Raw genomic sequence first — 12,981 nt, forward strand, 5'->3', positions numbered from 1 at the left:
GGCGGCACAAGAATAATGACAAGAAGGGAACATTGATGAGCAAAACGATTGCATTCTTTCCGGAAGCCGCGTTCGGCCCGGCCCTCAACTCGGTTGGTATCGCCCAAGCCGTCCAGGCCCTCGGCCACAAGGCGGTTTTTCTCTCCGATCCGGGCTTCGTGTCGGTCTACGAGGGCTATGGATTCGAGGCTTATCCCGTCAATCTCTCGGCCCCGGTGCCGCCTGAACAGATGGCGAAGTTCTGGGAGGACTTCATCAACGGCCATATCCCGAATTTCCGCAAAAGCCCCTACGACCAGATCGACAACTACGTGAAGGACTGCTGGACCGCGATCGTGGACAGCGCCAAATGGGCGGAAAAGGATCTGCCGGCCGTTCTGGCGAAGATCCAGCCAGACCTTATCTGCGTCGATAACGTGATCCTGTTTCCGGCGATCAAGCACTTCGGCAAGCCGTGGGTGCGGATCATTTCCTGCTCGGAGAACGAGATCGAGGACCCGCAAATCCCGCCGCACCTTTCCGGATGCCGCCAGGATGACCTTGCCGGCCACGCGGCCTTCCGTGACCGCTTCAATGAAGTGATCAAGCCCATCCATGATGATTTCAACGCGTTCCTCGCCTCGACAGGGGAAGAGGCCTATCCCATCGGTCAGTTCTTCGAGGCCTCGCCCCATATGAACCTGCTGCTTTATCCGCAGTCGGTAAAGTTCGACCGGGCGCATCCACTCGATCCAAACCAGTACCAGTATCTCGAGGGCTGCATCCGCAAGGAGGCGCCGTACACCGTCCCGACGTTTGCCGAGAACAATGACAAGCCTCTGATTTACATCTCGTTTGGCAGCCTCGGAGCAGGCGACACCGATCTCCTGAAGCGGTTGATCAAGACGATCGGCAGGCTGCCCTACCGCGCGCTGGTCAATGTGGGCGACTACAAGGACCAGTATGAAGATGTGCCTGGCAACGTGGTGATCGAGAGCTGGTTCCCGCAGCCGTCCGTCATCCCGCAGATCGATGCGGCGATCCATCACGGAGGAAACAACTCCTTCACCGAGTGCCTCTACTTCGGCAAGCCGGCGATCATCATGCCTTATGTATGGGACGGGCACGACAACGCAACCCGCATCGATGAGACCGGTCATGGCTTCAAGATGCCCCGTTATGATTGGACCGACGAAGAGCTCGCTACCAAACTCGAGCACATGATCAATGATGCCGCGATGAAGGCAAAACTCGCCTCCACGTCGGCTCACATGCAGAGCCGCAATGGTCCGCAAAAGGCCGCAGGCATCCTCAATCAGCTGATCAACACCGGAACATACAATGCCTAAAACCCTGACTTCCACGGCCCCACATATACATGGCGCAACGACGTTCGACGATCTTGTCGACTGGGGTGTCCAATCCGATGCGCTTGAAGGGCAGTCGAAATCCACTGGTCGGCTCTTGTTCAAGGGGCCGAACAACCAGCCGGAAACCGGGATCTGGGTATGCACGCCGGGCCGCTGGCGCCTGTCGATCCCCCGCGACGAGTTCTGCCATTTCGTTACCGGTTCCGCGACCTACCGCTCGGATAGCGGCGAGGTCGTGGAGGTGACTGCAGGAACGGCGGTGATGTTCAAGGCCGGCTGGACCGGCGAATGCACCGTCCATGAGACCATGCGCAACATATACATGCTGGCGTAAGCCGAGACGAAAGGAAAACCGCACATGACCACCGCACCGTTGATGCGAAAGCCGCTGGAACAGAGCGACCTCGTCGATTGGGGAACAATTCCCACGATGATCGAGGGGGTAAGCCACGTGTCGGGCCGGCTGATCCACAAGGGTCCAAGCGGCGAGAGCGAATGTGGCCTCTGGATCTGCACGCCCGGCAAGTGGGAATGCCACGTAACGCGCGATGAGTTCTGCCACTTTCTCGAGGGGCGCTGCACTTACGTGCATGAATCCGGGGACGTGATCGAAGTAACGCCGGACACGGCCGCCTTCTTCCCCCAGGATTGGAAAGGTGTCTGCACGGTCCATGAAACGATCAAGAAGGTCTACATGATCCGCTAAGCGGCCTCGCGCCGGCGGTCAGTTTAAACGCGAAGAAAGTGAATGAGCATCATGCAGGATCAAACCTCATGGGATGCACGGCAGGGCTTTGTCTTCAAGTCTTGCGATGAGTTGCTGCAACTCACGCAACTGCCCGCCGACGCTTCCCCACGAAAATACTATCGTGTCGAGTTCACGCCGCGCCTTCTCATGGAAGTTCCGGCGCATGCGCCGGATTTTCCGGCTTTCGTTGAGATCAGCCGGCACCTCGTGCAGCTGGGCCTGTCGGCTCCGCAAGTCTACGCGATGGATCTCGACAGGGGGCTGGCGCTGATCGAAGACTTTGGACACGACACGTTTACGCGCCTTTTCGCACGCGGCGAGAGCGAGGCGGAACTCTATCAGCTTGCGATCGACACGCTGGTCCATCTGCACGATGCGCCCGGCGCGACGCGCATCGGCCTCCCGAGTTACGACGAGACGCCGTTGTTGGAGGAACTCGGCATGTTCACCGACTGGTTTGCCCCCTTCTGCAACCCGGACCTCGACGTTGCGGGGTTTAAGCAGAGGTTTCTTTCGCTCTGGAAGCAGGCGCTCGCCGAGGTGGCTGGCCGTCGCGAGGTGCTGGTCCTGCGTGACTACCACGTCGACAATCTTATGGTGATTGACGGGCGAGCGGGGATCGCCGCCTGTGGAGTCCTGGATTTCCAGGATGCGCTTATCGGCTCTGCCACTTACGATCTCGTCTCCTTGACGCAGGACGCCCGCCGCTCGATCGCCCCTGCGCTTGAGACAAGTTTGGTCGAACGGTATCTCGCCGCACGCCCGAACGTCGACCACAGGTCGTTCATAGCCGACTACTGGCTATTGGCCGCCCATCGTCACACCAAGATCCTCGGCAACTTCGAGCGGCTCTCCAGGCGTGACAGCAAGCATGGTTACCTCCGGTATCAGGAGCATGTCTCAGCGCTACTGGACCGCGCTCTGAGCCAGGCCAATCTGACCGAAATACGGTCTTGCATGGATGAATGCCTGCCGGGCTGGCGGCAGTTCGCACAGATCAGATCTAGCCAGCCCGCAGACCTACACGAACGCAGGAATTGAGACCGATGTTTGATCCCTCGAAAGCCGTCTATTTCGCCGGTGGCGCCTACCAGATCAGTGCCGGCGTAACTCACGATGTTCTTGACCCCTCAAACCTGAACACTGTGGGCATTCGCAGTGAGGTGACCGCTGCCGAGATGGGCGCGGCACTCGACGACGCCACCAAAGCGCAACGTGCATGGTCGAAATTCGACGCCAAGACCCGCGCGACTATTCTTCACCAGATCGCCAGTCGCATCGAAGCGACCGACATGCGCCGCTGCGCGGAACTGATGTCGCGGGAGATGGGAAAACCATACCCGGAAGCGATCGGCGAGGTGGCCAACTGCGCCGGGGCATTCCGCTATTTCGCGGAAATGGCCCGGGATGATGGTGGCAAGGTTGCCGGCACGACACAGGCAGGCTCATTCCAGCATTCACGCTATGAAGCATTGGGCGTCAGCGTTCACATCATGCCGTTCAATTTTCCGATCCTCTTGATGTGTTGGACCGTGGCGGCATCATTGGCCTCCGGGAACGGCTGCATTATCAAGCCGGCACCCGCCACGACGTTATCGACGCTCGAGTTCATGCAGGTCTTCGATCCGCTTCCCGCAGGGCTTGTGGCGTGCCTTCCCGGCGGCGCTGAACTGGCAACGGCGCTCATCGAGTCACCGAAGACGCATGCCGTAGCCTTCACTGGCTCGGTTGCGGCGGGCAGGGCTGTTGCGATGGCCGCGGCCGGACAGATGAAGCCGGCTGTCATCGAGGCTGGCGGTTCGGACCCGATGATCATCACGGCCAATGCACCGGTCGATGTAGCGGCTGCAGGAGCGGTGACGGCTGCCTTTCACATGTCCGGCCAGGTCTGCACGTCGGCGGAGCGCTTCTTCGTTGTCGACAGTATCCATGACGAGTTCATCGCCAGATTTGCGGAAGAGACCCAAAGGTTGAGGATCGGCAACGGGCTGACCCGGGCTGAGATCGGACCACTGGTCAGCAAGGCTGCCCGCGACAAGGTTATTCGCCTTGTCGAGGACGCAAAATCGAAAGGTGCGACCGTTGTCGTGGGGGGCAGGATCCCCGAAAGCGAGCCAACCGGCTGGTTCTACGAACCGACGATCCTGACGGGTTGCACGCAGGATATGGCGATCATGCGCGAAGAATGCTTCGGTCCGGTTGCGGCCGTCATGCGGGTTGCCGATTTCGACCAGGCGATCGAGCGTGCCAACGATAGCGAGTTCGGGCTAGGCGCCTCTGTCTTCACCACCTCGCTCGATGAGGCGATGGATGCGGCGGAGCGGCTGGAAGCCGGCATGGTGTGGATCAACAATCCGCTGATCGACAATGATGCGCTTCCATTCGGCGGCTGGAAAAAATCGGGTCTCGGGCGCGAGCTTTCCAGGCTTGGGCTCGATACCTTCCGTCGGTCGAAGATGGTCATCATCGATCACAAGCCTGTCGTCCAGGGCTGGTGGTATCCCTATCCCGATGAGTGGTTCTACGAGCACGGCGGCCGAAAGCACTCCTAGTTTCTCCTGAGGACTAAACAATGATCATTACACTTCTTGGCGGCGCTGGCTTCATGGGCGCAGGCATTGTCCGCGACCTGCTCTCCGAGCGTTCCATCATCGACATCACGACGCTACGGCTCTGCGACGCATCGCGCGAAAAGGTCGACGCATTGGTGTCGGAGTTGGCCGACCCGCGCATCGTTCCGGTCGATCTCGACGTCACGAACGCCGATGCGCTGCACGCGGCTATCGCCGGCGCCGACATCTGCATCAACTGCGTTCCAACCCTGCTCGGTTTCCAGATGATGATCTTCGAGGCCGCCCTAAAAGCACGCGTCTCCTATATCGACCTAGGAGGGCTCGGTACCTACACCGTCAAGCAACTCGCCGAGCACGAGCGCTTCAAGGAGGCTGGAGTCACCGCGGTGATTGGGGTCGGTGCCGATCCTGGCATGTCCAACGTTATATGCCGTGCCGTTGCCGACGAGCTGGATACGATCGACAAGATCAATCTCTACTGGGCGGCGGAATTGGTCGGCGATGAGAACCCCGTTCTGGTGCCGCCCTACAGCGTGTCCACCGTCCTTGCGGAATATGCCCATCCGAGCACCCAGTTCTATGATGGCCGGCATGTCGAGTGCGCGCCGATGAGTGGGCGGGAATATCTCGACCTGCCTGAACCCTGGGGACGCTGCGAGTTCATGCATTCTCCCCATTCAGAACAGCTGACGGTTCCGTTGGCTGACGGCATAAGGGAGAAAGGCATCAAGGAGTTCACGTGGAAACTGCATCTTCCGCACCGAGAGCACGAAGCGTGGGTGGGGCTTGTGAAGGCAGGCTTCGGAGATTTCGATGAACCCGTCGATATCGGCGGCGTCAAGGTGAAGCCGCTGGACGTGCTCAACAAGGTCCTCGACCGGAACATCAAGAAGAACGCGCACCTCATTCCGGCGCAGGAAAGCAACGAGATCCACTTCGCGGTCGGCCGGGGTCTGAAAGATGGCGTAGAGACAGAGGTGACTGTGGAAGTCGTGGTCAAGCCCGACGACATGTACGCGCCCTACGTCGATGCCTGCACATCGATGAACGGCTCCATCGCCGCCCAGCTGATCCTGGCAAATCCCCGAAAGCCGGGGGTATGGGCGCCGGAAGAGTATTTCAACGTGGCGTCTTACTTCGTCGAGCTCGAAAAGCGCCGCTTCATAATCGACAAGCGTATCGCGCGTCGATGACCGCTCCGCTTTGCGGAGACCAGCTCGACGCGATTGAACGAAAGTGTGGCAGGCTGAGGAAGCCTGCCACACCATGCGATTCCTAGTCGGCTGGGACATCGCGCTGCGGCGCCCTGCTTAGCTCGTTGCCTGACGCCGTCGCCTTGCGCAGGAGCCGCATCAGTTCTTCGACCTCGTCGGTCGATAGCCCGCGAACCATGGTCTTTTGCGCGGCCTCCACCGCAGGCGTAATCCCTTCGAGCGTGCGCATGCCCTCCGCCGTGACGGTCAGTTCACGGGCGCGGCGGTCGCGGCTGCTCGCGTTCCGCTCGATCATGCCCTTGTGCGCCAGCCGATCCACCACGCCGGTAATTGTTGTGCGGTCATAGGCGATCAAGCCCGCAAGGGTCACCTGATCGATGCCGGGATTGGTACTAATGGCCGCCAATGCCGCGTATTGCACTGGCGTCAGGTCATATCCTGCCGCCTCCGCCTCTGCGTGAAACACGGCCACCGCGATCTGCTGAAACCGGCGGATCAGATGCCCCGGCATGTCATTGTTGTCTCTCACTCGTCCCTCCGCTTGCACAAGTCAATTGACAGTATGCTGATCGTCAGTATTATGAGCAATATTGATTGCTGCGAAATATGTGCCTTGCGCGCTACCTTAAACGGCGCCCGGTGTGTGCGTCCACACCCCAGGCGGCAGGCGCCCTCGCAGCCCAAGATGGGAGGAGTATGTCCATGCAATTTCACCTGAATGGCTTCAGAACCGGCGATCCTGCACTGTCAGAGCCATCGCCAGAGGCATCGGCGCGGTCGGACGCGCTGCCTTCGAAAGTTGACGTTCTGATCGTCGGCTGCGGCCCGGCCGGTCTGACGCTTGCCAGCCAGCTCTCCGCCTTTCCCGGCATCAAGACCGCGATCGTCGACCAGAAGCCGGGTCCACTGGAGGTTGGCCAGGCAGACGGGATCGCCTGCCGCACGCTTGAAATGTTCAACGCCTTCGGCTTCGCCGAGAAGGTCTTGAAGGAATCGTGCTGGGTAAACGAAACATCGTTCTGGAAGCCCGACGATGGCAAGCGCGACAACATCGTCCGACACGGCCGTATCCAGGACGTCGAAGACGGCCTCTCCGAAATGCCGCATGTGATTCTCAACCAGGCACGCGTGCACGATTTCTACCTCGATATCATGCGCCGCTCGCCGAACCGGCTGGAGCCTCACTACGCTCGCCGCCTGGCCGACCTCACGATCGATACCGCCGCGACAGCAGGCAGTCATCCTGTTACGGTCAAGCTTGAGCGGAACGTTTCCGCGCATGAAGGCCAGATCGAGACCGTGCAGGCCCGTTATGTGGTCGGTTGCGATGGAGCGCGCAGCGCGGTGCGCAAATCGCTCGGACGGGAACTGAAGGGCGATTCCGCCAATCAGGCCTGGGGCGTCATGGACGTCCTGGCCGTCACGGATTTTCCGGATATCCGCCTCAAGGCCGTGATCCAGTCGGCAGGCGAAGGCAACATCCTGCTCATTCCGCGCGAGGGCGGCTATCTCGTGCGCATTTATGTCGAGCTGGACAAGCTCGCCAAGGATGAGCGCGTCGCCAGCAAGAACATAACGGTCGACCATCTGATCGCCGCCGCCCAGCGGGTGCTTGAGCCTTACAGCTTCGAGGTGAAGGAAGTCGCCTGGTGGTCGGTCTATGAAATCGGTCAGCGACTGTGCGACAAGTTCGATGATGTGCCGGAGGCGGAAATCGCGACGCGGCTGCCGCACGTCTTCATCGCCGGCGACGCCTGCCACACACACAGCCCGAAGGCCGGGCAGGGCATGAACGTTTCGATGCAGGATGCCTTCAATCTGGGTTGGAAGCTTGCCGCCGTATTGGAGGGCCGCGCACCGGCCGAGTTGCTGCACAGCTATTCCGCCGAGCGGCAATCAATCGCGAAGGAACTGATCGATTTCGACCGTGAATGGGCAAAAATGCTCAGTGCGCCACTGAAATCCGCGACGAATCCCGATGGTGTGGACCCGGCCGACGTCCAGGAATATTTCGTCCGGTCCGGGCGCTACACCGCCGGCACCGCCACGCGCTATGCACCCTCCGTCCTCACCGGCGAGGCGACCTATCAGGACCTTGCAAAGGGGTTCCCGATCGGCAAGCGCTTCCACTCCGCACCGGTTGTCCGCCTTGGCGATGCCCGACCGATGGAACTCGGCCACGCGGCCAAGGCTGACGGTCGCTGGCACGTCTATGCGTTTGCGGGTGAAGGTGACCGTGCCCAGCCCGGCTCGCCGCTCGCGGCGCTTTGCAGCTTTCTCGAGGGCGCGGGGTCGCCATTGGTGAAATTCACGTCGCAAGGCGGCGACATCGATTCCGTCATCGACGTTCGCGCCGTCTTCCAGCAGTCCCATCGCGAGCTTGCGATCGAGGCAATGCCAGCGCTGCTTTTTCCCGCCAAGGGGCGCTTCGGCCTGCGCGACTACGAAAAGATGTTCTGTCCCGATCTCAAGGGAAGCAACAACGTCTTCGACCTGCGCGGCGTCGATCGAAAAAAAGGGTGCATGGTCGTGGTGCGGCCAGATCAATATGTCGCGCATATCCTGCCGCTCGATGCCCATGCGGCGCTCGCCGATTTCTTCCACGGCTTCATGATTACCGCAGGTTAATCGGCGGGAAACACCCAGCGGCATTCGCAGTGATGCCGCTGACCCGTTCTGACGAGATGACAGGAGGCCGCCAGGTTAACGCAGGCGGCCTCCATCAAACGTGACCGGCAAGGCTGAATGCGAGCTCAGCCAATCAGATAGGATGCCGTCTCCGGATCGAATCCGATGATGCGCTCGCCCTTGCCAAAGGCATCCATGAGAGTTTCGCGTAGTGATAGTCTCGCGGCCAGCGCCGCCTGCGCGTCGCGCGATACCAGTTGTTCGATGTCACGCGGAATCTCCACTCTTCGGCCCTGCGGCAGGTCAGGCTGGATGCCCAGGGCGCGGCTCTCGACAAGCGGGGAGTCTAGCTTCCATTCGGCGACGATGCGGTCCGAGGGGAGACCTGCGTTAATGCCGACCATTGGGCCGTAGTAGTCAACATGGTAGGTGGATGACGTCGCCCCCAGGCTTGAAATGTTCAGCCCGGCATTGACCGCCCGCAAAGGGTCGTAGGTCCAGCGGACCAAGGTTATTGCGCGCGCGAGGCACCAGTCGCGCTGAAACCATTTCAGGCGCGCCCCCAGCTTCAGGCCCCTCGCATCCGAGAGCACGCCGAGCCGGTGTGAATGTTGCACCCCTTGCGTTGAACTCGGAAAGCCAAAGATGAAGCCGAGCATCTTTCCATCGGAGAACGCGCCGGCAACCAGGCCGCCTTCGTGTTGTATGGCGAGCAGCAGGTCGGAGTTGTCAGGAGGATCGTCCTCTCCCCAGATCAGCCGTTGCAGATGCTCGGAATGTTTGAGCTCCGCCACGGATTCCAGCTCGCGGATCAGGATGTCGCTCACGCGGCGAACTCCTCTTGGAGGCTCGTGACTGTGTCGAGGAATTTGTAATCCAGGGTCACGCCGATCCCGGGACCGTTCTTCGGCACCGGCATCTGCCCATCGACAGCCTCGAGCGCTTCGTTGACGATGTCTCGCGGGAAGTACCGGCTGGCCGACGAGGTGTCTCCTGGCTTGGTGAAGTTGGCAAGCGTCGACAGGTGGATGTTATGGGCTCGACCGATCCCGGCCTCAAGCATTCCGCCACACCATACCGGGACATCAAATGCAGCGCAGAGATCGTGGATCGCGCGCGACGCGTTGTGACCGCCAACCCGCCCGACCTTGATGTTGATGACGCGACCGGCACCTGCGACCAGAGCCTTTCGTGCATCGACCGCCGAGCGGATGCTCTCATCGAGGCAGATGGCGGTGAGAAGCTTTTCCTGCACCTTCACGTGATCGGAAATATCGTCAAAGGCCAGGGGTTGCTCGATGTAATCAAGCGCGAACTCGTCCATCGCCTTGAGAAGCGGGAGGTCGGACAGCTTGTAGTCGGTATTCGCGTCAACTGTCAGCTTCGCGTGAGGGAAGCGTTCGCGGACTGCCTTGAGCAGACCGAGGTCATGGCCGCGCTTGATTTTCAGCTTCACGCGCTTGTAGCCCGCTTGAACGGCCGACTCGACGCGGGCGATGGTCGTGGGAATGTCGGCGATGCCGAGGCTGACGCCAACGTCCACGGCATCACGTACGCCGCCCAGCGCAACGCTGAGCGGAAGGTTCAGCGCCTTCGACCAGAGATCCCACATCGCCATCTCGACCATGGCCTTGCTCATCCTGTGGCCACGCCATGGGTCGAGAATGCTGTTCAGCTCCGCCGGGCCGTTGAAGCGCTTGCCGATAACCTGCGGGAGCACGGCCTCCTTCAGGAAGCTCAGGGAGCCGGAGATCGTTTCCTCGAGGTAATCGGGAAGAGGATCCATCACCCCTTCGGAATAGCCTTCCAGTCCTTCCGCACGGAGCGTCAGGATCGGAATTACCTTTTCGGTCATCGTTCCCGTGGAGATCACGAACGGTGTCAGCAGCGGCAGGCGGATCAAGCGGATCTCGGCGGACTCGATCAGTAGTCCAGGAAACAGGGGGGCTGCTGTCATCTTTTGCTCCAGGGAATGTCTGTGGGCGAGATGTATATCCACGCCAATCGCGAGGCAATGCGTGGAAAGAAACCTTCGGTGACATATCTGTCCACCGATGCCGCTTCGCCATGACCAAGCCCTGTGAAACCTCCCAGACAAAGGAGACATGAAATGGCCGTTACGCGTAAGGAAGAAGATCGGGCACTCAACGTCGACGAACGCGAGGTTGTTCGCCAGACACGTCATCCCGAGATACAGGCGCTATCTGACGACGCATTGGACAAGTTGTCGCGAAGGCTTCGCGACATGCGCGACAAGGCGCAGTCGCAGGCCAATCAGCATCGGCGCGAAATGCGTGGAAAGGCCTCCCCGAAGGGTGCGACGCCAAAGACCTCGGACGCCGGATCTCGACTGAAAGCTTCGGTTCTTTCGATCGGGATGAAACGCCTGAATGCCGAGTCACAGCGGCGGACGGCGATGGCCAAGAACCACTCGCTCGTTGAAAACGCCCAGCGAGCGCTCGAACTCAAGCAGGCGGCTCAAAAGGGCAACGTGCCTTTCAACACACGCCATGCCAATGAAGGCATGCGGGATATCCCGGACCAGAAGGCTATTTCGCTGGTGCGGCCGGCCGAGCGCGGCAGGTTGAGAAAAGCGCAAGCAGTGGCGCAAGCTAAACGAGACGGAGCGCAGGCTTAACGCGGCAGCCGGCGCCCTCAGTTGAGCTCGGAGGGCGCCTTCTGCAGCGAACGAAACCGCCGCGCACCGTAAAGCAGAGCGTCCTGTCCGGACTGACTGTTGACCGCGACGACGTCGCCGAAAATGACGGAATGGGTGAATTGATCGCTGATCAGCGCAGTGCGGCAGTCGAAGACTGCGGCTGCGCCAGTCAGCGCCGGCGATCCGGACGGCATGTTCGTCCAGGCGCCGGCGGCGAATCGTTCCACGTCGGAACCTTTCATGCCGGCGAAAAGCTCCGCTACGCCGACCTGGTCCTCCGTCAGGACATTGACGCAGAAGTGGCCGGCTTCGATGATCCTGTCGTGGCTGAAGCCCGATTTGTTGACACAGATGAGTAGTCGCGGCGGGCTGGCGCAGACAGATGACACAGCCGTTGCTGTCAGGCCGAAGCGGCGTCCGCCGATCGCTGTCGTGATGACGCAGACCGAGGACACATGCGCCGACATCGCGCTGACATAGTCCTTCGAGTTAACCGGCTCCAACGCCTGCGGCGCGGCTCCGACGTTAACAGTGAGTGTCATGTGGTCTTCTCCTCCAGCCAGCTGGTCGCTCCCGAACGTGCCGCTTGTTTCGCGAGTTTACCCGCAGTGGCGCCAATCTGGTCATCGGCCATATGGATGAAAACCTCCGGCATATCGAATAGGTTAGCGCCCAAAAGACCATCATCTGACGGATGGCTGCAGGGTGAGCGCTTTAGCCCGCCATGTAGGCAGCCTGGGCAATCGAAACGTCACCGCTTTCCAGCGCGAGCCGCGCCTACTCGAGCCGCTGCGTCCTGATGTAGTGAAAGACTGTCGTCCCATGGGCCGCATGAAACAGCCGCTGCAGCGAGTTGACGCTGATCCCGGCACCGGAGGCTATCTCCTCCAGTGACAGCACTTCGCTCGTGCTGTTGACGAACTCTTCCGCTCTTGCGCCGGCTCAGACCGGCTTTTGCGCCACGATCGCATACCGGTGCTGCAGTCCCCTCGCCAAGGCTTTCAGGTAGTTCCAGTTCTTCGCCTGTGCCTTATGAATCTGCCGGAGATTGGTGTCGATAACGACATCCTCGAAACCGGCTCGCTGCAGCAAGTCCACGACGGATTCGGCGCGTGCGCCGGCGGAGAAATGGACGCGCGCGAGAATGCTGTTGTGGCGTTCGGCAAATTCACGCGAGGCATGCGGGGTGTCGGGTTTCAATAGCCCTGCCTTTTCCAGCCAGGCGGCGAGCCGCTTGGCAAGGCGTTCGCCGCGTCCGACGTTGACGAAATCGCCGTCAACGATCATCAGTTTGCCGCCTGGTTTCAAGACGCGCAGCCATTCGCGAAAGCAGGTTTCAGGATCGACAAGCGTCCAGACTAGGTGGCGGTTTACGATGACGTCGTACGCTTCACTGCCTTCCATGGTGTTTTCCGCATCGCCCAGGAAGAACTTGATCGGGCGACCACGCTTGGCAGCCTTTGCGCGCGCCCGATCCAGCATCTCCTCCGACCAATCGATGCCGGTCACGTTATATCCGAGGTCGTCCATCAGATGGGAGATGACGCCGGTGCCGCTGGCAAGGTCGAGCGCATGCCGGCCGTCGCCCGCACCTAGATGCCTCAGGATCAGGTGGTGCCACGCCAGGCGCTCCGGCTCGGAGAAGATTTCGTGACCGGGCGATTGGTCAAATGTCGCCGCGCGCTCCGACCAATAGGCCTTTATCTCCTCGCGCAGTCCGTGGTTGTGGCCGGACATCTCTTCCGTCTTCCTTTGAATCGTCAGGGCAATTTCGAACTCTTCTAAAAGATAAAACTTGACTGAGACAATC

Annotated in this window: 13 protein-coding genes; 8 read left to right on the top strand and 5 right to left on the bottom strand. The window is 60.4% G+C overall.

Features of this window, described 5'->3' with window-relative positions:
• The first annotated feature begins 32 nt into the window (after positions 1 to 32).
• Genes QTL94_RS27420 through QTL94_RS27445 form a run of 6 tightly spaced genes read left to right on the top strand, consistent with a single transcriptional unit; the run spans position 33 to position 5,863 of the window.
• Positions 33 to 1,328 carry a nucleotide disphospho-sugar-binding domain-containing protein gene (locus tag QTL94_RS27420; protein ID WP_141684015.1) on the top strand — a complete coding sequence of 432 codons (1,296 nt, stop codon included), beginning with the start codon at positions 33 to 35 and terminating at the stop codon, positions 1,326 to 1,328.
• The gene (locus QTL94_RS27425; protein ID WP_244499543.1) at positions 1,321 to 1,683 is read left to right on the top strand and encodes a cupin domain-containing protein; all 363 of its coding nucleotides are present in this window, start codon (positions 1,321 to 1,323) and stop codon (positions 1,681 to 1,683) included. The genes QTL94_RS27420 and QTL94_RS27425 overlap by 8 nt, the downstream gene beginning before the upstream one ends.
• Positions 1,684 to 1,707: 24 nt before the next feature.
• On the top strand, positions 1,708 to 2,055 hold the full coding sequence (locus QTL94_RS27430; RefSeq protein WP_065693173.1) for a cupin domain-containing protein: 348 nt from the start codon (positions 1,708 to 1,710) through the stop codon (positions 2,053 to 2,055).
• 42 nt (positions 2,056 to 2,097) lie between these two features.
• The gene (locus QTL94_RS27435; protein ID WP_289803752.1) at positions 2,098 to 3,138 is read left to right on the top strand and encodes an aminoglycoside phosphotransferase family protein; all 1,041 of its coding nucleotides are present in this window, start codon (positions 2,098 to 2,100) and stop codon (positions 3,136 to 3,138) included.
• Between the two features lie 5 nt (positions 3,139 to 3,143).
• Positions 3,144 to 4,649: an aldehyde dehydrogenase family protein gene (locus QTL94_RS27440; RefSeq protein WP_289803753.1), complete on the top strand. Its 1,506-nt coding sequence runs from the start codon at positions 3,144 to 3,146 to the stop codon at positions 4,647 to 4,649.
• 20 nt (positions 4,650 to 4,669) lie between these two features.
• Positions 4,670 to 5,863, top strand: coding sequence for a saccharopine dehydrogenase family protein (locus tag QTL94_RS27445; RefSeq protein ID WP_289803754.1), 1,194 nt, complete (start codon positions 4,670 to 4,672; stop codon positions 5,861 to 5,863).
• 82 nt (positions 5,864 to 5,945) lie between these two features.
• Here the strand turns inward: QTL94_RS27445 and QTL94_RS27450 are convergent, their stop codons facing one another.
• Positions 5,946 to 6,413, bottom strand: a complete 468-nt coding sequence (locus QTL94_RS27450) for a MarR family winged helix-turn-helix transcriptional regulator (RefSeq protein WP_289803755.1) — start codon at positions 6,411 to 6,413, stop codon at positions 5,946 to 5,948.
• Positions 6,414 to 6,586: 173 nt separating this feature from the next.
• On the opposite strand from QTL94_RS27450, the gene QTL94_RS27455 reads away from it, so the two are divergent.
• A complete protein-coding gene (locus QTL94_RS27455) occupies positions 6,587 to 8,512 on the top strand; it encodes an FAD-binding monooxygenase (protein WP_289803756.1) in 1,926 nt (641 codons plus the stop codon).
• 125 nt (positions 8,513 to 8,637) lie between these two features.
• Here the strand turns inward: QTL94_RS27455 and QTL94_RS27460 are convergent, their stop codons facing one another.
• Both QTL94_RS27460 and menC read right to left on the bottom strand, forming a co-directional pair.
• Positions 8,638 to 9,339, bottom strand: coding sequence for a GNAT family N-acetyltransferase (locus QTL94_RS27460; RefSeq protein ID WP_289803757.1), 702 nt, complete (start codon positions 9,337 to 9,339; stop codon positions 8,638 to 8,640).
• Positions 9,336 to 10,469, bottom strand: a complete 1,134-nt coding sequence (gene menC, locus QTL94_RS27465) for an o-succinylbenzoate synthase (RefSeq protein ID WP_289803758.1) — start codon at positions 10,467 to 10,469, stop codon at positions 9,336 to 9,338. Before menC ends, QTL94_RS27460 begins: the two co-directional genes overlap by 4 nt.
• 153 nt (positions 10,470 to 10,622) lie before the next feature.
• On the opposite strand from menC, the gene QTL94_RS27470 reads away from it, so the two are divergent.
• A complete protein-coding gene (locus QTL94_RS27470; protein WP_289803759.1) occupies positions 10,623 to 11,150 on the top strand; it encodes a hypothetical protein in 528 nt (175 codons plus the stop codon).
• A gap of 17 nt (positions 11,151 to 11,167) precedes the next feature.
• Here QTL94_RS27470 and QTL94_RS27475 read toward each other — a convergent pair whose 3' ends face one another.
• The gene (locus tag QTL94_RS27475) at positions 11,168 to 11,713 is read right to left on the bottom strand and encodes a flavin reductase family protein (protein ID WP_289803760.1); all 546 of its coding nucleotides are present in this window, start codon (positions 11,711 to 11,713) and stop codon (positions 11,168 to 11,170) included.
• 400 nt (positions 11,714 to 12,113) lie between these two features.
• The gene (locus QTL94_RS27480; protein ID WP_289803761.1) at positions 12,114 to 12,908 is read right to left on the bottom strand and encodes a class I SAM-dependent methyltransferase; all 795 of its coding nucleotides are present in this window, start codon (positions 12,906 to 12,908) and stop codon (positions 12,114 to 12,116) included.
• Positions 12,909 to 12,981: the final 73 nt, after the last annotated feature.

This window comes from Rhizobium sp. S96, from assembly GCF_030382195.1.
Lineage (GTDB): Bacteria > Pseudomonadota > Alphaproteobacteria > Rhizobiales > Rhizobiaceae > Rhizobium.

What these genes read in the sequence shown, in the direction of transcription:
- QTL94_RS27440 (WP_289803753.1), top strand. Translation starts at nt 3,144, where the DNA reads ATGTTTGATCCCTCGAAAGCCGTCTATTTCGCCGGTGGCGCCTACCAG.
- menC (WP_289803758.1), bottom strand. Translation starts at nt 10,469, where the DNA reads ATGACAGCAGCCCCCCTGTTTCCTGGACTACTGATCGAGTCCGCCGAG.
- QTL94_RS27435 (WP_289803752.1), top strand. Translation starts at nt 2,098, where the DNA reads ATGAGCATCATGCAGGATCAAACCTCATGGGATGCACGGCAGGGCTTT.
- QTL94_RS27480 (WP_289803761.1), bottom strand. Translation starts at nt 12,908, where the DNA reads ATGTCCGGCCACAACCACGGACTGCGCGAGGAGATAAAGGCCTATTGG.
- QTL94_RS27475 (WP_289803760.1), bottom strand. Translation starts at nt 11,713, where the DNA reads ATGACACTCACTGTTAACGTCGGAGCCGCGCCGCAGGCGTTGGAGCCG.
- QTL94_RS27445 (WP_289803754.1), top strand. Translation starts at nt 4,670, where the DNA reads ATGATCATTACACTTCTTGGCGGCGCTGGCTTCATGGGCGCAGGCATT.
- QTL94_RS27455 (WP_289803756.1), top strand. Translation starts at nt 6,587, where the DNA reads ATGCAATTTCACCTGAATGGCTTCAGAACCGGCGATCCTGCACTGTCA.
- QTL94_RS27425 (WP_244499543.1), top strand. Translation starts at nt 1,321, where the DNA reads ATGCCTAAAACCCTGACTTCCACGGCCCCACATATACATGGCGCAACG.
- QTL94_RS27430 (WP_065693173.1), top strand. Translation starts at nt 1,708, where the DNA reads ATGACCACCGCACCGTTGATGCGAAAGCCGCTGGAACAGAGCGACCTC.
- QTL94_RS27470 (WP_289803759.1), top strand. Translation starts at nt 10,623, where the DNA reads ATGGCCGTTACGCGTAAGGAAGAAGATCGGGCACTCAACGTCGACGAA.